Genomic DNA, 21,617 nt, shown 5'->3' on the forward strand with positions numbered 1-21,617 from the left:
ATAGCATGGATAAGGAAGTGGATCATCGTGCATAAAACAATCATCATCGGAACCGGTCCCGCGGGACTAACGGCCGCGATTTATCTGGCCCGCGCCAACTTGAACCCTCTCGTCATCGAAGGACCCGAACCGGGCGGACAATTGACCACGACGACTGAAGTGGAAAATTTCCCTGGTTTCCCCGACGGCATCATGGGGCCCGAGCTCATGGCGAACATGCGCAAGCAAGCGGAGCGCTTCGGCGCGGAATTCCGTTCCGGCTGGGTCAACAAAGTGGATATGTCGAAGCGCCCGTTTACATTGAGCGTTGAGGGCATGGGCGAATTAACGGCCGAAACTCTGATCATCTCGACTGGAGCCTCCGCGAAGTATCTAGGCATTGCCGGCGAGCGCGACAACGTGGGAAGAGGCGTGAGCACATGCGCCACATGCGATGGATTCTTCTTCCGCAATAAGAAGATTATCGTCGTCGGAGGCGGAGATTCCGCGATGGAAGAGGCGCATTTCTTGACGAAGTTCGCATCCGAGGTCGTCTTGGTCAACCGCCGCAACGAGCTTCGGGCTTCGAAGATCATGCAGGATCGCGCGCGCTCCAATCCGAAAATCAGTTGGAATCTCAATCGCACGCCGCTTGAAGTCGTGAGCGGACCTCTAGGCGTAACCGGGCTAAAGGTAACCAACAACGAGACGGGCTTGGAAGAAACGATAGCCACCGACGGTATATTCGTGGCGATCGGTCATACGCCGAATACCCGATTCCTCGACGGACAGCTGGATATGGACGAAACCGGATATTTACTCGTCAAACCGGGTACGACGGAAACGAACATTCCAGGCGTTTTCGCTTGCGGAGACGTCCAGGATCACAAGTATCGCCAAGCGATCAGCGCCGCGGGCACGGGCTGCATGGCCGCCCTGGATTGCGAGAGATTTCTTGAAGGCATCCCGGAATAAAGTAAGCATTTTTCGAAAATGAATGATAATGAACAAGCCGCCAGGGAGGAGCGATTCCCCGGCGGCTTTACTTATTCAATGATCTGGCTCGCTGCTCGTAGTCTCGCACGCTTGTTCGGCGGCCGCTTCGAATTCCTCTTCGTTATCCGATGCCAGCTTGCTGCCGAACTGGTCTAGCTGGCTTGGGCTGCTGGCAGGTCCGTCATTATCAGGCTTGTTATTTCGTCCCGTCAATGGAATCACCTCCATGAGATAGCATGACCCAAATGCTTCCTTCCTATCATGAGCCGTGGGGATAACAAGTATTGACATCAGTTTGTCATATAGATAGTATCTTTATATATAATAGATATTATCTTTAAGTCGAATCAGCGAAAGAGGTAAGCCGCGATGAAGAAATTAGCCCATGAGGACATTATCGAGAAAATGAAGTCGAGAATGCGCTCGGGAGAATGGAAGCCGGGCGATCGACTTCCGACGATACAACAGCTTTCCCTGGAATACAAGCTCAGCATTACGGCGGTTCGAGAAGCTTTGCGCGTAATGGCTGATCATCGAATCGTGAGCATCGAGCACGGACGCGGCGTGTTCGTAAGCAATAATCCCCAGCTTCTCGAGGATCCGATGGGAGGACTGAGAGATAGCGAGCAAGGAAGCTTATTGCAGCTTCTAGAAGCGAGGTTGGTCGTCGAACCGGAGCTTGCGGCATTCTGCGCGACGAGAGCAACGGCCTCTCAAACGAGTAACCTGAGAGAGCTTGCCGAACGGATGGAACTGGAAATGAAGCAAGGCGGTGACCACTTCGGCACGGATGTCCTATTCCATCAGACGATCGCGGAAGGCGCGGACAATCCGCTGCTTGCCGAAATGCTGTCGGTCATCTCCGATTTGTCCGCGCAGGGCAGGCGGGATACGGATAAGCTGCCCAACATGCCGCAGAAAGCGGTCGGATATCATCGGCTAATCGCGATCGCCATCGAGGAAAGGCAGGCGGAGCAAGCCCGCGGTCTGATGAAGTCGCATATTCAAGACATGATTAACGCCGTCAAAGAGAGTGGGAAATTCAAATGAAAATCACGAAAATGGAAACGTTCGTTGTCCCTCCGCGTTGGTTGTTCTTGAAGGTGGAAACGGACGAGGGCATCGTCGGATGGGGAGAGCCTATCGTCGAGGGCAAGGCGCATACGGTTAAAGCGGCCGTAGAAGAATTAAGCGAATATTTGATCGGGAAGGACCCTCTCAATATCGAGGACCATTGGCAGGTTATGTACAGAGGCGGGTTCTATAGAGGCGGCGCGATTCTGATGAGCGCTATCGCGGGAATCGATCAAGCGTTGTGGGATATAAAAGGTAAATATCATAACGCACCGATCCATCAACTGATGGGAGGCGCCTGCCGCGATAAGATCAAGGTCTATTCTTGGATCGGAGGCGATCGCCCGGCGGACGTTGGCGCAGCCGCGTTGCACGCTCATGCGGAGGGGTTTACCGCGATTAAGATGAATGCTACGGAGGAGCTCCAATACGTCGATTCGTACGCCAAAATCGATCAGGTGCTCGAGCGCGTCGCGGCGGTACGGGGTGCGGCCGGTGCGCATATGGGAATCGGTATCGATTTTCACGGAAGGGTACATAAGCCGATGGCGAAAATATTAGCCAAAGAACTCGAAGCTTTTCGTCCGATGTTTATCGAAGAGCCCGTTTTGCCCGAAAACAACGAAGCTCTCCGCGAAATCGCGAACGCCACTTCCATTCCGATCGCCACGGGCGAAAGGATGTTCTCCAGGTGGGAGTTTAAGAAGCTGTTGGCCGACGGTTACGTCGACATTATCCAACCGGACGTCTCCCATGCCGGAGGTATTACGGAATGCAAGAAGATTGCTTCGATGGCGGAAGCTTACGACGTGGCGCTTGCTCCTCATTGCCCGCTTGGACCGATCGCTCTGGCAGCATGCTTGCAAGTTGACGCGACATGCCATAATGCTTTTATCCAGGAACAAAGCTTGGGCATTCATTATAATAAAGGCAACGACCTGCTCGATTATTTAAAAGACAGTTCCGTCTTCGCATACACGAACGGATTCGTATCGATACCTGCGGGTCCCGGACTTGGTATCGAAATCGACGAAGCGCACGTTCGCAAAATGGCGGAGATCGGGCATAATTGGTCCAATCCGTTATGGAGGCACCAAGACGGCAGCGTCGCGGAATGGTGAAAACAGAGTAACCCGTCGAAACCGGGTAGATCAGGCCGATGCCGACCACCCGAACGGTGGAGGAATCAGCAGTGATAATCAAGTAGTCGGTTACTTGAAGAGCAGGAGACGGCGATTGCTCGTCTCGAGCTGTTGGGTTTACGGAGGTGCGAGTTGACCATGAAAAAAAGCCGTCACTCCAGTCCCCAAGGACCGAAGAGACGGCTTGTTTTCGCGCATGCGCTTAGCCCAAAGTTTTATCGCCTTTGCGCCAACCGACCGGGCACAGGCCGCCGGATTGCAGGGCTTCTAGGATACGGACGGTTTCTTCCACGCTGCGGCCGACGTTCATGTCGGTTACGACTTGATAGCGAATGATGCCTTCGGGATCGATGATGAACAAACCACGATGAGCGGCACCCGTTTTCTCGTCCAATACGCCGTAAGCGCGGGCGGTTTCTTTCGTAAAGTCGGAAACCATAGGATAACGGATAGATCCGATTCCTCCTTGATCCCGAGGGGTATTGATCCAGGCTTTGTGAGAGTACACGCTATCGGTCGAAGCGCCGATGATATCGCAGTTCAGATCCCGGAACGTGCCCGTCGATTCGTTAAACGCGATAATTTCCGTCGGACAAACGGTCGTGAAATCGTGAGGCCAGAAGAAAAACATAACCCAACGGCCCCGGTAATCCGCCAGATTGATATTCTCGCCGAGCGTGTCCAAATTTTTGGTGGATGGAAGATCGAAGTTGGGGGCTAGTTCCCCGATTTTAGCGATTTTTTGGATGTTTTCCGTCATGAATGTAACACTCCTCGTGTTTTTATAATTAAACTAAATCTAACTTTTGGCCGTAAAAAAATCATACCCCATGACGGCTTTCGCTGCATGAAGGTATGATTAAGGTTACATGAAGATCTCATGAACATGTGATTATCGATCGGCCAAACGATACCCGGCACCCCGAACGGTCGCGATATAACGAGGCTCCTTCGGATCGTCGTCCAGCTTGCTGCGCAAGCTTCGGATGTGGACGTCCACCGCGTTGCTGCCGCCGAAATAGTGCTCGCCCCATACGCTATTCAAAAGCTCTTGACGGGTTAAGACTTTCCCGTCCGCGGCGATTATCGTTCTAAGAAGATCGTATTCGGTTTTCGTAAGCTCGACTCTCGAACCTCCGCGGGTAACGGTCATGCGATCGGGATCGAGCACGATCTCTTTGAAAACGTAGTTGCGCGCATCTTCCGCAGGCGCGGTGTACTGTAAGGAAAGCTGTTGGATCTTCGCGATGACTTCTCCGATCGGTCCCGGCCATTTAACCCATTCTTCGGAATGTCCGCTAGCCGAAGGAGCGTCATTCACTAGCGCGAGAACCGGCGCTGATCCGTCCTGGGACCAAGCGGCCGTTACCGCAGCAGGGAAATCAACGGTACGGTCGACGACGACGATGTTGCCTTGAACCATGCTCAACAGAGGATCGTCGGCATGATGCAGCAGGAGGACGTCATAGCATTTCTCGGCGAGCTCGGCTACCAACGAGCGCAACGCCGAAGGGCGGGGGCTGACGATAAGAATCCGGTTCGTGATCTCGCAATACCCGCCGTCATCGAAGGCGAGGGGCTGCGTTATTGAAATTTCAGGCAAAACGGCCGTGTTGCTTAATGAATGGATTTCGTCGCTGATAGGCATTCTTCGCACACTCCCTTGAACAAAATCTGCTCCTTCGTTATCTCGTATCCGGTCTGCTTGGATATCGTAAGCAGCCAATCGGAAGGAGTCTCCGCGAATACTTCGTCCACTTTGCCGCAGGAGGTGCAGACGATATGCTGGTGATCCTCCGTACGCGCATCGTATCGGCTCGCGTCCCCTTCCAGCTTAAGCTCGTGAACCAAGCCCTCTTCCGTCAAGTATTTAAGCGTATTATAAACCGTCGCATAAGCGAAGTTATGTCCGCCGGCTTTCAGCCTCTCGATAATATCCGCCGCCGTCGGGTGGTCCTGCGCGGTTGCCAGAATGTCGTAAATCGTTCTGCGCTGCACGGTCATGGCTCCGGCTTTCCTCATCGCATTCAACCCCTTAATTTAGATTTAGTTTAAGTTTAACGAAATAAGGCGACGTAGTCAACGCTAAAGTAGCATGCTGCCGACGGCGAAAGCTGTTTTTTAAACAGTTCCCCCGGATAAACGGCTTAATCTCCGTTCTCTTTTCTTCTATAGTAGAAGGAAAACCTTTCTCCAGGGAGGAGCCTTAGTGGTGACGAAAGCTTGGAAATTCGACTTCGGCATCGGCGATGCGGATGTCGGATACACGAAAATTACGGACAAGACGGATTATCTTCCCGAGCGAGGCTACGGATTTACGGATATTTCGCGGGTGACGGCCCGGGATAGAAAGCAACCCGACTCATTGAAACGCGACATGTGCATCCCGGCGGATGCCTCCTTCCGGGTTGACGTACCGAACGGGAATTATATGATTACGGTAGGCATGGGAGATTGGATATTACCTTCTTGCACGACTTTGAAAGCTAATCCGGGCAGACTGCTGTTCCATAATAAGGCCGTGACCGCAGGTCAATACGTCAAGGAATCGGTGGCGGTATACGTGAGGGACGAAGCGCTGATCTTGACTTTTTCCGGACCGGTCCCGAGGATCAATGCTTTGGAAATAGAAGCGGCTCCTAATGCGATCAACTTATATCTTGCCGGAGATTCAACGGTTACGGACCAGCCGGATAACGGCTTTCCTTACGCCGGATGGGGACAAATGCTGCCGCGATTGCTGAAGCACGACGTCGTCGTCGCCAATCATGCCGAATCCGGACGCAGCTCGAAGAGCTTCATAAACGAAGGAAGGCTAGAAGCGATCGTTCAAGAGATCAAAGCTAACGACTACCTGTTCATTCAATTCGGCCATAACGACCAGAAGACGGATGAGCCGCGGTATACGGAACCTCATACGACGTACAAGGAATATCTGCGTCAATATATAGACGGCGCCCGCGCCGTTGGAGCTCATCCGGTGCTAGTTACTTCGGTGCACCGGCGGTTTTTCGAAAAGAACGGACAGCTAAAGGATACGCATGGTCCCTATTTGCAATCCGTTCGCGAGTTGTCCGGCGAACTGGAAGTTCCTTTGATCGATCTAGCCGAGAAGAGCAAGAGGCTGTTCGAAGAATTAGGCGAGGAGGAGAGCAAATCGCTCTTCATGTGGGGGGCTCCGGGCGAATTCGCTTTTTTTCCGAACGGAGTCGAGGATAACACCCACTTTCAGGAGCAGGGAGCGATTCGCATCGCAGCTCTAGTCGCCGAAGGAATACGGGAAGCATCCATCTGGCCGCTGTCTATGTATCTACGCTGAACGAGCGTCGATTTTTTTGGTAGGATAGGAGATAGGCAACTCTATCTCATTCCGGGGAAGGAATTTTCGAACATGCAGAAATGGTTCCGGTCCTTTCGGCACATGAAGATCAAAAATAAAATATCCGTTCTCTTCGCGTTGATTATCGCCGTCACTTTTTCTTTTACCTTTCTCGTGCAGCAATACGCATTCTCCATATACGATGGCCAGCTCTACGACAAATCCGCCCAAGTTCTCAACCTTTCCTCCGCGGCGATCGAAACGAAGCTTGGCCGAATCGATCAGATGTCGTACGACATCATCGCGGACATCCAGCTCCAAAGCACGCTGCTTTCCCTGAAGAACGCGGAGTCCGAGTACGACCAGCATATTTTGCGGCAAAAGGTCATCGATCGTCTGCTGACGTACGCGGGATCGGAGCCGACTATCTATTCGATTCAGCTGTTCGATTCGCACGGCAAAGAGAACGGCGCAGGTAACGTCGCCCCGATCGACCCGGACAAAAGCCGAAAAATCATGACTCTCACCAAGGAAGCCGAAGGGGATAGCCGCTGGATTTTTCCGGACGAGCAGGATGCGGCGCTCATTACGGCGAGGGAAATTCGCTCGTTCAGCAATACGAATTTCGACCTCGAATTTCTGGGCACGCTCGTCATACGAATCAATATCGGCAAAATCGCCCAGCAATTCTCGGAGGCGGAAGGCGATTTGATCCTTTTCTCGGGAGAAGAAATTATCTACCCGAAGGAGCCGTTATTCCGGTTGGCGGATATAAGAAGGTCCATCGGGACGTCCAAGGGGTATTTTACGCAGAAAGTAGCCGACCACACCTATTTTATCTCCTATTCGAACTCGTCTAACACCGGATGGACTTATATGAATATTACGCCGTTCAACCAAGTTTTCGAGCGGGTTATCTTTATTAAAGAGCTTGTCGTATTCGTGTTCATTGCCATTTTCGCGCTCGTTATATTGCTTGGATTCCGTTTCTCGGGAAGCTTGACCCGCCCGATCGACAATTTGATCGCGCGAATGAAGATGGCGGAGAAAGGGAATTTCGCCGGCGCCCACTTGCAAACCGTAGACGACACTCCGATGTCCATGGACGAGATGGGATTGCTGCACCGCACCTTCCGGCTAATGGTCGAAAGGATCAACACCCTTATAACGGAAAATTACGCGAACCAGCTGCTGATCAAGGAAACGGAATTCAAAGCCTTGCAGGCGCAGATCAATCCGCACTTTCTGTACAATACGCTTGAGTCCATTAATTGGCTTGCCAAGGTCAACAAGCAGACGCAAATCTCGAACATGGTAGAATCGCTTGGGTTCTTGTTGCGGAATTCCATCAATATGAAGGCTGAAATCCTGACTTTGGGCGAAGAACTGGAAGTCGTCAAGAGTTACGTCACGATTCAGAAGTACAGGTTCGACGATCGGTTGAACTTCAAGCAGGACGTTCCGGACGAACTGCTTCATCACCGGTTGCCGAAGCTGACGTTGCAGCCGCTGCTGGAGAACGCGATCCAATACGCTCTCGAGCCGACGATCGGAACGAGCACGATTACCGTTAAAGCGGAGCTTCGCGAGGAAGGATTCTGCATCGTAGTCGAGGATGACGGTCCGGGCATGCTTCAAGATACGCTCGAGCGGCTGCGCAACGGGGAAATGAAAGCCAAAGGAAAAGGAATCGGCTTGTTGAACATAGACGAGCGCATCAAGATCGCGTTCGGCGAGCAGTACGGAATTCGAATCGACGGCAGTCGCGAACGCGGAACCCGCATCATGATCGTCCTGCCGCGCGAAGAGGAGGAATAACGATGTACAAAGTCATGCTCGTCGACGACGAGAAAATCATATTGGACGGCATCTCGCAGATGATCGACTGGACCTCGCTCGGCACCGAACTGATCGGGACGGCGCCGAACGGAATCGAGGCTTACGAGAAAATAAAGCGCTCCCAACCCGATATCGTGATCAGCGACATCAGAATGCCGGGGATGGACGGCTTGGAGCTCGTAGGCGCCGTGCATGCCTCGTATCCGAACGTTCGCTTCGTCCTTTTATCCGGCTTCGGAGAATTCGATTACGCAAGCAGGGCGATGCAATACGGGGTTAAGCATTACCTGCTAAAGCCGACGAACGAGAACAAGATCGCCGAGGCGCTCTTGGAAATCGCGGGAGAGCTGAAGCTAGACGAGCACCGGGAACGGTTCGTGCTCGACATAAAGCAAGGTTTAATGAAAGTTATGCCCCACGTGAAGGAGCAGGTGCTGAAGGAATTCGTCACGAACAAGACGTACGGAAGCCGGGATTGGGATTACTACCGGGAACTGTTCCGATTCGAGTTCGAGCATCCGATCCGGTTATTGCTGTTCCAACTCGAGGGAGTCAGAGAGTTCGAGCACTTGTTCGCTATTAAAAATATCGCAGAAGATATTCTGGAGACTACGCTACTGGGCACTACGATCGGCGATCACGTATTGATTCTGATCGAGGACTCTCTCGAATTGAACGAGCTCTACCGCAGAATTCACGATATCCGGGACACCTTTCAGCATTATTACAAACTCGACGTCACGATTGCGTTAAGCGAGCCCGATCGTATCACCGGAGCGCGAAACCTGTATCAGGAAACGCTGCAATATTTGAATTACCGCTTTTACTTGGGAGAAGGCGGATTAATTACGCGTAAGGATACCGGCGCGCAGCCTCTCGAAGCGGCAGGCAAATTTTCCTTCGAAGAAGAAAAACTGACCATGCCGGTTCAATCCGGTCATCGCGAGGAAGCGGAACTGGCGCTCGCGGAGCTCATGCGGGAGCTTAAACGCGCTCAGCTGGACATCAACATGACCAAATCGTACGTCATCCAGCAATTCGTGTCGCTTATCCGGCTAGGGGCTCCGGAACAGATGAACAGGTATTACAGTCAGATGTCCAAGCTCGCCGAAATGAACACGTTACAGTCGATTCAAGCTTTGCTGGAAGGGACCGTACGGGAGCTGGCGCAATATCATTACGAGAAAAACGTAGTCAAGCATACGACGATCGTTCGAAAGGTAATCGATATCGTCGAAGAGCAGCTCGGAAACTCCGAATTGTCGTTGAACTTGGTTGCCCACGAGATGTTATATATGAACGCGGACTACCTAGGGAAGCTGTTCAAGAAGGAGACCGGAGAGAAATTTTCCAACTTCGTGGTGAAGGCGCGAATCAAGAAAGCGACCTCCCTCATGGCCGGCGATCCGGACATCAAAATTTTCGAAATGGCGGAGTTGCTGGGCTTCGGGGACAATCCCCAGTACTTCAGCCAAGTGTTCAAGAAGCAAATGGGATGTACCCCGTCCGAGTACATGAAGCTCCCGGACAACTCTGGTTTTTGAACAATTAGCACGGTTTTTTGGATTACGCTTTCGGTCCATTCCGCTGATAATAGGAAATGTAAGCACTACCAAATACAACGGAATGCTCAGGGGAGGACTAAAAAATGAAAAAGGCGCTAACAAGCCTAGTGTTGCTCGCTTTGGTCATCAGCATTATCGGTTGCGGCTCGAATAATAATAAAGAAGCTGCCAGCTCCGCGCCAGCGGCATCGTCGCCGTCGGCAAGCGCGGGAGAAGCGTCTCCGTCGGCTACGGCAAGCGAGAGCCAAGATCCGGTTACTCTACGCGTAGCTTGGTGGGGCGGCCAATCCCGTCATGATTATACATTAAAGGTCATCGAGCTTTACGAGTCGCTTCATCCGAACGTAACGATCGAACCGGAATACGCTTCGTTCGACGACCATTGGAAGAAGCTCGCTCCGAACGCGGCGGCAGGCAATCTTCCGGACGTCATTCAAATGGACATTTCCTATCTGTCGCAGTACGGCGGTCGCGGTCAGCTGGAAGACTTGAATTCATACACGCAGAACGGATTGCTTGACGTAAGCGACGTTAGCGAAGCGTCTTTGTCCGGGGGCAAACTGGGCGATAACCTGTTCGCGATAAACCTTGGATCGAATGCTCTCTTGGCCGTAATCGACAAAGCCATGCTCGAGAAAGCCGGCGGAACGATGCCGACTGAAAATTGGACGTGGGAAGATTTCGGCAAGCTGGGTTCTGTTATGAAGTCCGACGGTAAAATCCTGACGCAGGATCTTCGGCATGACGTATTCTTCCCGTTCTACTTGAGAAGCAAAGGCCAGCATATGTATGCCGCGGACGGAAAGAGCCTAGGTTATACCGACGACAAGCCTTTCATTGATTTCTATAATATGTATCAATCCTGGTACGATGAAGGCAGCCTGTTGTCGCTCGATAAGCTGGCTCAGAAGAAAGGCACGCCGGAAGACGGCGAGCTCGAGCTTGGAAACGCAGTCAGCACTTGGGGATGGTCAAACCAATATATTCTCTCCTCCAGCGTAGCTAAGCGTCCTTTCGAAATCCTGCCCGTACCGGGCTGGAACGAGAACAAAGCGCTGTTCCTGAAACCGAGCATGTATTTCTCCATCTCCAAAAGCTCCAAGGTCAAAGAAGAAGCGGCTAAATTCATCAGCTTCTGGGTTAACGATATCGCAGCGAACCAAATCATCATGGGCGAACGGGGAGTTCCCGTTTCCGCCAAAGTCAAAGAAGCATTGAAGCCGAGCCTTACTCCGGATCAAGCGAAAGTATTCGATTACGTCGCATGGGCCGAGCAGAACAGCAGCCAAATGGATCCTCCGAACCCGGTAGGAGCCGTCGAAGTCGACAAGCTGCTTAAGGATACGGCAGAGCAAATTCTGTACAAAAAGCTGACCGTAGAAGAAGGCGCGGTTAAGTTCCGCGAAGAAGCGAACAAAATCCTCGCCAAAAACTAAAGAAGCATGAAGGAAACCGGACTCGCGGTTAAGCGGGTCCGTTTTTTTGCGTTGCTGCTTAGCCGACCCAACGGAGACCAAGTCGGCTAATTGAACAAAAAGAACGGTTTTTTACCTTCTGATGTGCGTTCGCTAACTTCATAATTGAAATATAAAGCAACCGCACGAATCCGCCCAAGGAGCTGAAATCATGAAACTACGCGATAACAACCATGTGGTCGGCTACCTGTTCGCCGCGCCGTTTATCTTGGGTTTTCTCGTCTTTATCGTCTATCCGGTACTCTCCTCGCTCTACTATTCCTTCACGGATTATAACTTGCTCGAGTCGCCCAATTGGGTCGGCTTCGACAACTATAACCAGATGTTCACGGACGACGAGAAATACATGAAATCGATCTCGGTCACCTTCAATTACGTCTTCGCCAGCGTTCCTCTAAGACTAGCCTTCGCGCTGGGAGTCGCCATGCTGCTCAATAAGGCGATAGCCGGGATCGGGTTCTACCGTTCGGCTTACTACCTCCCGTCGCTGATCGGCGGAAGCGTCGCGGTTTCGATTCTCTGGTCCCAAGTGTTCGGAGACCAAGGGCTGGTCAACTCCGCGCTCGGCGTTATCGGCATCGATACCGATACGTCGTGGATCGGCAATCCCGCAACGGCGTTATGGACGCTGATCGCCTTGTCCGTATGGCAATTCGGATCGTCGATGCTCATCTTCCTGGCCGGTCTCAAGAACATCCCGAAGGACTATTACGAAGCCGCTAGCGTCGACGGCGCGAATAGAGTCCGCCAGTTTTTCAAAATCACGCTGCCGCTGCTCAGTCCGATCATCCTCTTCAACCTCATCATGCAGACGATATCGGCTTTCATGACCTTTACTCCCGCGTACATTATCTCCAGGGGAGAGGGCGGACCGCTCGACAACACTCTGCTCTATTCCCTCTATCTATACAAAAGAGCGTTCGTCTTCTACGAGATGGGTTACGCGTCGGCGATGGCTTGGGTGGCTCTGATCGTCATCGGAATCGTAACTTTGCTTATTTTCCAAACGTCGCGCTACTGGGTCCACTACGAATCGAAAGGGGAGAAATAACATGGCGCATTCGAGAAAAAGATGGAAATCGTTCTCGTATCATCTCCTTGTCGGCGGGCTGGCCTTCTGCATGTTCTACCCGATTCTCTGGCTCATCGTTAGCTCGCTTAAACCTAACGACGAGATTTTCACGACGGCTTACAGCCTGATCCCGAGCAGCATCGAATGGAACAACTACGTCAGCGGTTGGGCGGGATTCGCGGGCAATTCCTTCGGCACCTTTTTCAAAAACTCGTTCATCATCGTTATCTTCTCTACGATCGGAGCGGTTTGCAGCTCGGCGTTGGTCGCTTACGCGTTCGCGCGCATTCCGTTCTTCGGCAAAGGCTTCTGGTTCGCTTGCATGATGCTGACGTTGATGCTGCCGCGCGACGTGACCATTATTCCTCAATTCATCATGTTCTCCGAGCTCGGTTGGCTGCAGTCGTTCAAACCGATTATCGTACCGCAGTTTCTCGGAATACCGTTCTTCATCTTCTTGATCATGCAGTTCATCCGGACGATTCCGGCGGATCTCGACGAAGCCGCGAAGATCGACGGCTGCAACAAATACGGTATTTTCTTCAAAATCATTTTGCCGCTTATCGTTCCCGCGCTGATGACTTCGGCCATCTTCTCCTTTTACTGGACATGGGAAGATTTCCTTCATCCGCTCTTATATTTGAACCAGCCGGAGCTCTATCCGGTATCGCTTGCGCTCAAGCTGTTCCTCGACGGCGAATCCTTGAACAACTGGGGCGGAATGTTCGCGATGTCTACATTGTCGCTCGTACCGGTCTTCGTCGTCTTCTTCGTTTTCCAGAAGTACATCGTCGAGGGAATCAGCACGAGCGGCCTAAAGGGGTAATCCACATTGGAGGGAGCAGACACCATGCCTGCATTGCAATTCAACGACAACGAAATCATCGAAATCATCGACCGCGTGGTAGACCGGACTTTCCGGATGGATTTCAGCTGGGATTGGCCGGGAGGCGTCGCCTTCTACGGGGTATGCGAAGCATACGCCGCGACCGGGAAAGCGGAATATCTGGACCGCTTGAAGGCATGGGTGGACGAAAATATGGAGGAAGGCTTGCCTAAGCTGTCGGTGAACGGAGTATCGATCGGCCATTCGCTGCTTACGCTTTACGAAGTGACGAAGGATGAGCGCTATATCGAAACGGCTAAGGAGATGGCGGAGTATTTAACCCATAAAGCCGTACGCTTCGGAGACGGAATCTTCCAGCACACGGTCAATTCGGAAGCGTATAACTTCCCCGAGCAAGCTTGGGTGGATACGATGTTCATGGCCGGATACTTCCTGCTGAGGATCGGCAAGCTCTTGGACCGCGAAGACTATTTCGCGGACGGGTTACGCCAATATCACGGACACGAGAACGTGCTTCAGGATCCGCGGACGAATTTGTATTATCACGGTTGGGACAACATAGCCGGCAACCATATGTCGGGCGTACATTGGGCTAGAGGCAATTCGTGGGCAGCGCTAACGATGGCTCGCGCGCTCGATATCGTACCGGTTGATTTGCCTTCCTTCATGGTCATCGAAGGCTCTCTTCGAGATCAATTGAGCGCTCTCGTACGTCTGCAAGATGATTCCGGCTTATGGCATACGATAACGGACGATCCGACCTCTCCGCTCGAGACGTCAGGATCGGCGGGCATTGCCGCCGCATTGCTTACCAAAGGCCGTCTGTACAACAAGTATACGCAGAAGTCGATCGACGGCATCGTAGCGAGGATCGCGGCGGACGGAACGGTGACCGGCGTATCTGCGGGAACGGCGGTCATGAAGGATGCGGCAGGGTATAAAGGGGTCCCGGATAAACGTATCCAGGGCTGGGGACAGGGACTGACGCTCGCTTTCCTCGCGGACGTTCTGAATGTCCGGAAAAATCCTTACTGAGTTTCTTCGGCGGTTGCCAATTGGATTGATTTCGGAGCATAATGGACGTTAGAGGTGAGGATTGTGCTCCGTATCATGGCCATGACGGACGACGAGGAACTGCTGACGGACATTCCTTTGCAGAACCTGACGAATAGCAACGTGAAATGGTTCTGGGTCGATTTCGACTGTCCGACGGAAACCGAAATTCATTATTTGGATACTTATTTTCATTTTCACCCATTAGCGATCGAAGACTGCATGCATTTTCTCCAACGGCCCAAAGTGGACCATTACGAGGATACGCATTTCTTCGTCCTGCACGCCTTGCATCCGGAAACGCTGAAAGCGGAAGAAATCGACTTCTTCCTCGGTCCCAGAGGAATCGTGACCTTTCATCTCGCGCCTTCGGACGAGGTGGAAGAAGCATGGAAAAGACTTCAGGACCCGGTTATTCGCAAGGGGAAAGATCATAACTACGTAGCTTATTTGGTTATGGACAAGCTTGTCGACAATTATTTTCCGACCATATATACGATCGAAGACCAATTGAACGATCTCGAGGCGCAGGGGGAAAATAAAGCGAATATTCAATCGCTGACGGAGCAAGTCTACGATATACGTTCGGATTTGTTGAGAATTCGACGGACGGTGCTCCCGATGAGGGATTTGCTTTATCGAATCATTAATTCCGAGAAGATCGCGGGCGTTAGGGTTCAGCTTGCCTATTTCACCGATATTTACGACCACCTGCTTAAGCTGGCGGAGATGCTGGAGACCAATCGCGAGATGACGGCCGATCTGAGGGATAGCTACGATTCGTTACGGTCTAACCGAATGAACTCGATCATGAAAACGCTGACGGTTATCACGACGATTTTCATGCCTTTAACCTTTATCGCCGGCGTGTACGGAATGAACTTCGTCCACATGCCGGAGCTCGAATGGCAAGATGGATATTTCCTCGTGTTGGGCGTGATGCTTCTATTGGGAATCGGAATGTTTCTCTGGTTTAAGCGCAAAGGTTGGTTCGATTAACGTACGAATGAATTTCGTTGCGCTCGAGCATTTCATTTGGAATAAATGACGATTTTGTGTAATATAATGTTACATATTCATAACAAAACGGACGCATTTGAAATCAATAGCCTAGTATGTGTTATATTATATAACATGAACTAGGCTATTGGTTTTTTGCGTATTGATTACATGAGGCGAATTGCTTTTACTTGTTTGGAGGGAATGGGGATGCAGGATGAAGTCGTTTTGGATTGTTTGATCAGGGGTGGAAGCGTCGTGCTTCCCGATCGGGTCCACAGCGTTGATATAGGTATTCGCGATGGCGTAATAGCGGAGATTTCTCCGGATATCCAAACGTCCGCTAAACGGACGATAGATGCACGAGGGCTCATCGTGATGGCGGGGGCTATAGATGCGCACGTTCATTTCAACGAGCCCGGGCTAGGGGATTGGGAAGGGTTCGAGACCGGCTCGGCGGCTCTGGCTGCAGGGGGATGCACGGCGTTCATCGATATGCCGCTTAACGGAATGCCTCCGACCGTTACCGTCGATGCCATGAATCAAAAGCTGGATGCCGCGAAGGCCGCGGGAGTCCACGTGGACTATGCTTTGTGGGGAGGACTTGTTCCTACCAATCTTGACGACCTTGAGGAATTGTCGGATGCCGGCGTCGTTGCTTTTAAAGCTTTCATGTCTTCGCCGGGAGATATGGGGGAGGGCAGCTTTAAGGAAGTCGACGACATCGCCTTGTTCGAAGGAATGAAGATCATCGCGCGCAAAAATAAAGTGCTGGCGGTTCATGCGGAAAGCGAGGAAATCATCGTCGCTTTGTCCGAGAAATTCGAGGGTCGCAAGCGCAGAACGGCCAAGGATTTTCAAGAAGCTAGACCGCTCGCCGCGGAATTGGATGCCGTCCGACGGGTGCTGCTGTTCGCGGAACGCACGGAGTGTCCGCTCCATCTTGTTCATATTAGCAGTCCTCAGGCCGTCGATATTATTTGGGAGGCAAAGCTTAACGGAGTCGACGTGACGGTGGAAACCTGTCCGCATTATCTGGTCTTCACGGACGAGGACGCGGAGAGGCTTGGAGCTCTGGCGAAGTGCGCCCCTCCTATCCGCGGCATCCGGGAGAGAGACGGACTGTGGGCGCGGATCGCGGACGGCAAGATCGATTTCATCGCGTCCGACCATTCTCCTTGCCCCCCCTCCATGAAAGCGAATGCGGATGACGATTATTTCGGAATATGGGGCGGCATCTCCGGTGCCCAAAGCACGTTGGAGCTGATGTTCGACGAAGGCCACCTCGAACGGGGACTGCCGCTGCCCGCCTTGTCCCGATTGCTTTCGGAAGCGCCGGCCAGAAGGTTCGGGCTGTATCCGCGCAAGGGCAGGCTGGCCGTCGGATTCGACGCGGACATCGTGCTCGTCGATCCCGATCGTCCGCGCGTCCTTCAATCGGAGGAGCTGCTCTATCGGCATAAGCAGAGCGTTTACGTGGGGCGGAATTTCCGCAGCAAAGTCCAGTTGACCATGAGTCGCGGCGAAATCGTGTACACGGCGGAAGAAGGCGTTGGGGATAAGCGAGGCGGCCAATGGATTCGCTCCATGCCAGAGTTAGTTCGCAAACGGCTGATTTTATAACGCGACGGAGAGAGATAAAAGGGAGCACCTTCCGTTCGTCCCGATGGGAATAACGGTGGGTGCTCCCTTATTCGGCCTTTCGATAGAGCCTATACACATGTCCGAATTACGAAATGTACTTGATGCTATCTTCGTCTTCCTCTTCATCCATCTCGTCTTCATTATAGTAGTAGTCGTCATCCTCGTCTTCGATTTCATCGAGGTTGTTATAACCGATTTCTTCTTGTTCTTCTTCGATCTCTTCGTATTTGACGTAGTCTTCATCGTTGTTGTAGGCGTAGCTATGATCGGGCACTTGGTCCGGCGCAACGTTAGAGGAGGCTGCTTCCTCCGGTCGGCGACCGAGTTCGGAAGGTATCGCGTTATGGCCGTCCGGGGTGTTCCGGGTTTTACTCAGAAGCTCGCCCAGGACGGAATTTTTCTTTCCGTGCATGGCTCGCATCTGCGTTTCGGCGGTTTCCGGGCTGTGATCCGCGTAGCCTAACAGCTCCGTTGCCGATGCTTGCATGTTATTGGTGCCGTTCTTACCGACGAATTCGACGCCTAACCGCTCCGTCTGGACGTTATTCTTCTGCAGCTGCTGCACGGTCTGCATCATCTGCTTGGATCCCGGCTGGTAATGCCCGCTCGTATCGGAGACAAGCTCTACTTGTCCATCCCTGACTTGCATTTCGCCCGCGCCGGCAACGTCTTCACCGCCTAAGAAGCTCGAATGGTGGAAGCGTTCCTGCTGGGAAGCTCCGTTGTCCGCTGCTACTTGTCCGCGTTCCCTGTTCTCCCGGATGGCGTCGCCGGAGTAGAATTGCCCTTGGCCGTCCATCGTGAAGATATGACGGTCGCCCTTGGCGCCGTGCGCGGCTGGTCTCTCGGCTCCGATCGTGTTCAGGCTGCCGCCGTCGGAAAGATTGGACATTTTCCCTTGCTCGTCGAAACCGCGCGCATAGGGAGCTCTCTTCTCCGCCGTATCGGCGTAATAAGTCGTGGAGGGCAACGAGGTTTGCATATGCGGATTCGGCCTCTGAACGGACGAATCGAAGTTAGTCATTCCGGGGAGCATCGGCTTCATCGCGAAATCCTCGGTAGTCGACGATGCGGGTCCGGAAGAGGCGGGAGCTATGGGCGCAACTGCGGATCCATGAGAACCGTACGAGCTATAGTTATCTGGCGAAGCCGGAACGGAGGAAGCGATGTGCTCGGCCGTGGCTTCCGGAGAACCGTACGAGCTATAATTATCGGGCAAAGCCGGAAGCGAGGGAGCAACGGCTAAAGGGGGAGTATTATATACTCCATAACCGTCCGCCGAATTGGGAGCGCCATATGCGTCGGGATTCGATGGAAGGGATGGAGCGGACGCTAACTCGGGAGTGTTGTATGCATCGTACGCGTCGACCAATTCGGGAGAACCGTAAGCGCCGTAACCTCTGCCGGAGGCTTCCGATGCCATCGATTGTTGCGTCTCTTGGTTGCCGACGGCCTCTTGCATGTCCAGCTCCGGTACCTGCTGCTGTCTATGGGCTCCCATCATGGGAGCTCTTGCGGGTCCGGACGATCTTTGAGCTCCGAGGAACGGTGCTTGTCCGCTGGAAACAGCATGGCTTCGAGCTCTACCTGGCATGGGAATCCTCTCCAATATCAATATTTACTTCCATCGTACGATTTTTCGACTTTTCGCGCAATGCTACCTTGGGCTTATTAGATGGGGCTGGAACAATTATTGTGAAAATCAAGCTAACTCCGCTCTCCGCGAGTATATGAGACTGAAATAGTAACGAAATCGGGCTAACTCTGCTCTCGGCTCTCCGCATCCCGCAAATGTCGCAGTTAAGAAACTACAGTTAACAAACTATCTTCGTTTATTCAGCGTATCCTACCCCGCAAATGTCGCAGTTACCGAACTTACTTCGTTTATTCAGCGTATCCTACCCGCAAATGTCGCAGTTACCGAACTTACTTCGTTTATTCGCCCATCATCAAGCATCATAGAGTCGAATTATTAACGAAATCGAGCTAACTCAGCTCTTCGCGGCTTCGGTTTTGCGACTATGGGAGGGATGAGGCGGATTTGGTCCTCGTCATGTTCGGTCATGGTCGGTTATTTCGACTATGGGAGGGAGTGAGGCGGGTTTGGTCCTCGTCATGGTCGATTATGGTCGGTTATTTCGACTTTGGGAGCATGTGGGCTGGATTTGGTACTCGTCATGTTCGGTTATGGTCGGATATTTCGACTATGGGAGGGTGTGGGCTGGATTTGGTCCTCGTCATGGTCGGTCATGGTCGGTTATTGCGACTATGGGAGGGAGTGAGGCGGGTTTGGTCCTCGTCATGGTCGATTATGGTCGGTTATTGTGACTAGGGGAGGGATGAGGCGGATTTGGTCCTCGTCATGTTCGGTTATGGTCGGATATTTCGACTATGGGAGGGTGTGGGCTGGATTTGGTCCTCGTCATGGTCGGTCATGGTCGGTTGATGGTTATTCCGCTGGTCGGCGAACGACTCGACACTGACAGAATAGACAAAGCCTCCGATGCCACAAGAACCGCGGCGGCCGGAGGCCTTCGTTATTTATCGGATAAGCCCTTGGTTGATTTTTCGGTGACGCTCGGTAATCTGCTTGAAATGCTCTTCCTGCGCCTTATTCGCGAAGCTATCTCTCGGGACGATCCAAAATTGCCTTTTGCCCAAGAAGAGGTAATAAAACTTATCCGTTGCCCAGGCCTTCTTGACGAATTCCCATGTCGCTTCGGAATTAACGTCGTCGGACGTTAACCGGATGACCTCGTCGCCGATCGCCATCGTAAACATCTTGTTATATCTAGGGTCGCTATTATATCTGGCCGGCTGTAGGTAACAAGAAGTCACGTACGAGACGGCGATCAGCACGAATACGAACAGCCCGATCCATAGCAGAGTGGTGTTGGATGTCATGAAATAGGCGATGATCTCCGCGAGGACGATGCCCAAACCGACGATATTCGATATCCAAAACCGAAGCGAATGGTGATGATAATCCCTAAGCGCCCTGCTCATGTACTCGTTATACTTAAAAGTGACTTCGACCAATTAAATTTCCTCCTAACGGTTATAGAACGCAGATGGGGCAATCGAACTATTCGAAAATTTCTTTCGCCTTTCGCAATGCGTCGATGATTTGATCCAACTCTTCGCGATTGTCGATGAATAGGGATACGTATTTCGGACGATAACCGCTGCTCGATAATTCGATATGAACCTGTTTCTTGTCGTTATCCGAGCTTATATCGATAAATTCGGTCGAGTAGATGATTTGATTAGCCACGGGAAAACCTCCAATAAAGAATATACAAAAACTATAACATAGTTTGGAAAAATCGGGCATCATGGATCGTCTTGGATCGCGGAAGGACAAGTTGGAAAAGGTACGTACAAGTTAATTCCTATGATATAATGGCATTATAGATTAGAAGTGGCCGTTAAGACGTGGAGGAAAACGCCTTATGAGTACGCAATCACCGAAATATTTGCAGCTTAAGGAAGAGATTCTATCTTGGATTGCCGGAGGGCGATTCCGACCGGGAGATAAGCTTCCTTCGGAGAACGAGCTAGCCGAGCAGTTCTCGCTGAGCCGCCAGACGGTGCGCCAATCGATCGGAGAGCTCGTGCAGGAGGGGTGGCTTTCCCGCGAACAGGGAAAAGGCACTTTCGTGAGCAAGCAGTCGGCAGAACGCCGAAACTCGACCGTTAACCGTACCGTCGGAGTCATTACGACCTCGATATCGGATTATATCTTTCCGTCCATCGTACGCGGGATCGAATCGGCCTTAAAGGATAAAGGCTATCGGCTGTTGCTTTCGAGTACCGATCATCGCAAGGATCGGGAGCGGGAATGCTTGGAGATGATGCTCAGCCATGCCGTATGCGGACTTATCGTGGAGCCGACCAAGAGCGCCGAAGGAAATCCCAATTTCGATAACTATCTCGCAATAGAGGATCACGGAATTCCGATGTTGATGATCAACGAGTCGTACTCGGATTTGGAGAGTCCGAGCCTTAGAGTGGATGATGACGCCGGCGGTATGATGGCCGCGAAACACTTGCTCGAGCTGGGACACCGAACAATTGCCGGGTTCTTCAAGACGGATGATCTGCAAGGAGTAAGGCGGATGAAAGGCTTCATTCGCGCATGCCGGGAGCACCATATCCCAGCCGAAAGTTCGTCGATCGTGCGTTATTCCACGGAGGATAAAGCGGAGCGTCCGCAAGCCATGCTCAGAGAGATGCTCCTGTCCGATCATCCGCCTACCGCAATCGTATGTTATAACGATCAACTGGCCGTATCGCTCCTGGACACCATTCGGGAATTGGGGCTTCGCATTCCGGAGGATTTGTCCATGATCGGTTACGATGATTCCTTCCTGGCCACGGCCACGGAAACGAAGCTGACGACGATCGAACATCCGAAGTCGGCGCTGGGCGAGCAAGCAGCCAACCTGTTGATCGCGCAGTTGGAAAGAGGGATGGCGCCTTCCGATAAGGAGACTCTGTATCCCCCTAAGCTGATCGTTCGTCAATCCACGAGGGAATATCGCTAACGGAAATGGATATCGACACACCTGTACGTACAAGTATATAATAAGAGTTGCCAAGTAAAAAGCCGA

20 protein-coding genes are annotated in these 21,617 nt (G+C 52.2%); 13 read left to right on the forward strand and 7 right to left on the reverse strand.

Annotation, left to right across the window (positions count from 1 at the left end; all coding sequences use genetic code 11):
• The first annotated feature begins 27 nt into the window (after window positions 1–27).
• Window positions 28–954 (forward strand): thioredoxin-disulfide reductase, encoded by a 927-nt coding sequence (gene trxB / locus DFP95_RS06350; protein ID WP_115991723.1) that lies wholly within the window; start codon window positions 28–30, stop codon window positions 952–954.
• Between the two features lie 75 nt (window positions 955–1,029).
• Here the strand turns inward: trxB and DFP95_RS28820 are convergent, their stop codons facing one another.
• The gene (locus tag DFP95_RS28820) at window positions 1,030–1,188 is read right to left on the reverse strand and encodes a hypothetical protein (protein ID WP_181907289.1); all 159 of its coding nucleotides are present in this window, start codon (window positions 1,186–1,188) and stop codon (window positions 1,030–1,032) included.
• Window positions 1,189–1,344: 156 nt separating this feature from the next.
• On the opposite strand from DFP95_RS28820, the gene DFP95_RS06355 reads away from it, so the two are divergent.
• Window positions 1,345–2,025 carry a FadR/GntR family transcriptional regulator gene (locus DFP95_RS06355; protein WP_115991724.1) on the forward strand — a complete coding sequence of 227 codons (681 nt, stop codon included), beginning with the start codon at window positions 1,345–1,347 and terminating at the stop codon, window positions 2,023–2,025.
• Window positions 2,022–3,170: a galactonate dehydratase gene (gene dgoD, locus DFP95_RS06360; protein ID WP_115991725.1), complete on the forward strand. Its 1,149-nt coding sequence runs from the start codon at window positions 2,022–2,024 to the stop codon at window positions 3,168–3,170. The genes DFP95_RS06355 and dgoD overlap by 4 nt, the downstream gene beginning before the upstream one ends.
• A gap of 223 nt (window positions 3,171–3,393) precedes the next feature.
• On the opposite strand, the gene DFP95_RS06365 is transcribed toward dgoD, so the two are convergent.
• From DFP95_RS06365 to DFP95_RS06375, 3 genes are all read right to left on the reverse strand, one after another.
• Window positions 3,394–3,951 carry a peroxiredoxin gene (locus tag DFP95_RS06365; protein WP_115991726.1) on the reverse strand — a complete coding sequence of 186 codons (558 nt, stop codon included), beginning with the start codon at window positions 3,949–3,951 and terminating at the stop codon, window positions 3,394–3,396.
• 132 nt (window positions 3,952–4,083) lie between these two features.
• Window positions 4,084–4,839, reverse strand: a complete 756-nt coding sequence (locus DFP95_RS06370; protein WP_115991727.1) for a winged helix-turn-helix transcriptional regulator — start codon at window positions 4,837–4,839, stop codon at window positions 4,084–4,086.
• Window positions 4,809–5,213, reverse strand: coding sequence for a Fur family transcriptional regulator (locus DFP95_RS06375; protein WP_115991728.1), 405 nt, complete (start codon window positions 5,211–5,213; stop codon window positions 4,809–4,811). The genes DFP95_RS06370 and DFP95_RS06375 overlap by 31 nt, the downstream gene beginning before the upstream one ends.
• 190 nt (window positions 5,214–5,403) lie before the next feature.
• Here DFP95_RS06375 and DFP95_RS06380 point away from each other — a divergent pair, with 190 nt between their 5' ends.
• The 9 genes from DFP95_RS06380 (at window position 5,404) to allB (ending at window position 16,983) form a co-directional block, all read left to right on the forward strand.
• The gene (locus tag DFP95_RS06380; protein ID WP_115991876.1) at window positions 5,404–6,510 is read left to right on the forward strand and encodes a rhamnogalacturonan acetylesterase; all 1,107 of its coding nucleotides are present in this window, start codon (window positions 5,404–5,406) and stop codon (window positions 6,508–6,510) included.
• A 72-nt stretch (window positions 6,511–6,582) separates the two neighbouring features.
• Window positions 6,583–8,328 carry a cache domain-containing sensor histidine kinase gene (locus DFP95_RS06385; RefSeq protein WP_115991729.1) on the forward strand — a complete coding sequence of 582 codons (1,746 nt, stop codon included), beginning with the start codon at window positions 6,583–6,585 and terminating at the stop codon, window positions 8,326–8,328.
• Between the two features lie 2 nt (window positions 8,329–8,330).
• Window positions 8,331–9,893 carry a response regulator transcription factor gene (locus DFP95_RS06390; protein WP_115991730.1) on the forward strand — a complete coding sequence of 521 codons (1,563 nt, stop codon included), beginning with the start codon at window positions 8,331–8,333 and terminating at the stop codon, window positions 9,891–9,893.
• A 104-nt stretch (window positions 9,894–9,997) separates the two neighbouring features.
• A complete protein-coding gene (locus DFP95_RS06395) occupies window positions 9,998–11,350 on the forward strand; it encodes an ABC transporter substrate-binding protein (RefSeq protein ID WP_115991731.1) in 1,353 nt (450 codons plus the stop codon).
• Window positions 11,351–11,540: 190 nt separating this feature from the next.
• The gene (locus DFP95_RS06400; RefSeq protein WP_115991732.1) at window positions 11,541–12,440 is read left to right on the forward strand and encodes a carbohydrate ABC transporter permease; all 900 of its coding nucleotides are present in this window, start codon (window positions 11,541–11,543) and stop codon (window positions 12,438–12,440) included.
• Window positions 12,441–12,510: 70 nt separating this feature from the next.
• Window positions 12,511–13,287: a carbohydrate ABC transporter permease gene (locus DFP95_RS06405; protein ID WP_425453252.1), complete on the forward strand. Its 777-nt coding sequence runs from the start codon at window positions 12,511–12,513 to the stop codon at window positions 13,285–13,287.
• A gap of 24 nt (window positions 13,288–13,311) precedes the next feature.
• Complete coding sequence (locus DFP95_RS06410; RefSeq protein ID WP_115991734.1) at window positions 13,312–14,343, forward strand: glycoside hydrolase family 88/105 protein; 1,032 nt, start codon at window positions 13,312–13,314, stop codon at window positions 14,341–14,343.
• 63 nt (window positions 14,344–14,406) lie between these two features.
• Window positions 14,407–15,360 (forward strand): magnesium/cobalt transporter CorA, encoded by a 954-nt coding sequence (corA, locus tag DFP95_RS06415; protein WP_115991735.1) that lies wholly within the window; start codon window positions 14,407–14,409, stop codon window positions 15,358–15,360.
• Window positions 15,361–15,570: 210 nt separating this feature from the next.
• Window positions 15,571–16,983 carry an allantoinase AllB gene (gene allB, locus DFP95_RS06420; RefSeq protein ID WP_115991736.1) on the forward strand — a complete coding sequence of 471 codons (1,413 nt, stop codon included), beginning with the start codon at window positions 15,571–15,573 and terminating at the stop codon, window positions 16,981–16,983.
• Window positions 16,984–17,089: 106 nt separating this feature from the next.
• Here the strand turns inward: allB and DFP95_RS06425 are convergent, their stop codons facing one another.
• The 3 genes from DFP95_RS06425 to DFP95_RS06435 form a co-directional block, all read right to left on the reverse strand.
• Entirely contained in the window at window positions 17,090–18,598 is a 1,509-nt protein-coding gene (locus DFP95_RS06425; RefSeq protein ID WP_147304139.1) for a hypothetical protein, read from the reverse strand.
• Between the two features lie 947 nt (window positions 18,599–19,545).
• Window positions 19,546–20,043 (reverse strand): YcxB family protein, encoded by a 498-nt coding sequence (locus DFP95_RS06430; protein ID WP_115991738.1) that lies wholly within the window; start codon window positions 20,041–20,043, stop codon window positions 19,546–19,548.
• A 46-nt stretch (window positions 20,044–20,089) separates the two neighbouring features.
• Window positions 20,090–20,278, reverse strand: coding sequence for a hypothetical protein (locus tag DFP95_RS06435; protein ID WP_115991739.1), 189 nt, complete (start codon window positions 20,276–20,278; stop codon window positions 20,090–20,092).
• A gap of 178 nt (window positions 20,279–20,456) precedes the next feature.
• On the opposite strand from DFP95_RS06435, the gene DFP95_RS06440 reads away from it, so the two are divergent.
• Window positions 20,457–21,551 (forward strand): GntR family transcriptional regulator, encoded by a 1,095-nt coding sequence (locus tag DFP95_RS06440; protein ID WP_115991740.1) that lies wholly within the window; start codon window positions 20,457–20,459, stop codon window positions 21,549–21,551.
• Window positions 21,552–21,617 lie beyond the last annotated feature (66 nt).

It is taken from the genome of Cohnella lupini (assembly GCF_003386205.1).
GTDB lineage: Bacteria > Bacillota > Bacilli > Paenibacillales > Paenibacillaceae > Cohnella > Cohnella lupini.

Coding starts and splice junctions, on each gene's coding strand:
- DFP95_RS06355 (WP_115991724.1), top strand. CDS start 1,345: ATGAAGAAATTAGCCCATGAGGACATTATCGAGAAAATGAAGTCGAGA.
- dgoD (WP_115991725.1), top strand. CDS start 2,022: ATGAAAATCACGAAAATGGAAACGTTCGTTGTCCCTCCGCGTTGGTTG.
- DFP95_RS06365 (WP_115991726.1), bottom strand. CDS start 3,951: ATGACGGAAAACATCCAAAAAATCGCTAAAATCGGGGAACTAGCCCCC.
- DFP95_RS06370 (WP_115991727.1), bottom strand. CDS start 4,839: ATGCCTATCAGCGACGAAATCCATTCATTAAGCAACACGGCCGTTTTG.
- DFP95_RS06375 (WP_115991728.1), bottom strand. CDS start 5,213: ATGAGGAAAGCCGGAGCCATGACCGTGCAGCGCAGAACGATTTACGAC.
- DFP95_RS06385 (WP_115991729.1), top strand. CDS start 6,583: ATGCAGAAATGGTTCCGGTCCTTTCGGCACATGAAGATCAAAAATAAA.
- DFP95_RS06390 (WP_115991730.1), top strand. CDS start 8,331: ATGTACAAAGTCATGCTCGTCGACGACGAGAAAATCATATTGGACGGC.
- DFP95_RS06395 (WP_115991731.1), top strand. CDS start 9,998: ATGAAAAAGGCGCTAACAAGCCTAGTGTTGCTCGCTTTGGTCATCAGC.
- DFP95_RS06400 (WP_115991732.1), top strand. CDS start 11,541: ATGAAACTACGCGATAACAACCATGTGGTCGGCTACCTGTTCGCCGCG.
- DFP95_RS06405 (WP_425453252.1), top strand. CDS start 12,511: ATGTTCTACCCGATTCTCTGGCTCATCGTTAGCTCGCTTAAACCTAAC.
- DFP95_RS06410 (WP_115991734.1), top strand. CDS start 13,312: ATGCCTGCATTGCAATTCAACGACAACGAAATCATCGAAATCATCGAC.
- allB (WP_115991736.1), top strand. CDS start 15,571: ATGCAGGATGAAGTCGTTTTGGATTGTTTGATCAGGGGTGGAAGCGTC.
- DFP95_RS06425 (WP_147304139.1), bottom strand. CDS start 18,598: ATGCCAGGTAGAGCTCGAAGCCATGCTGTTTCCAGCGGACAAGCACCG.
- DFP95_RS06440 (WP_115991740.1), top strand. CDS start 20,457: ATGAGTACGCAATCACCGAAATATTTGCAGCTTAAGGAAGAGATTCTA.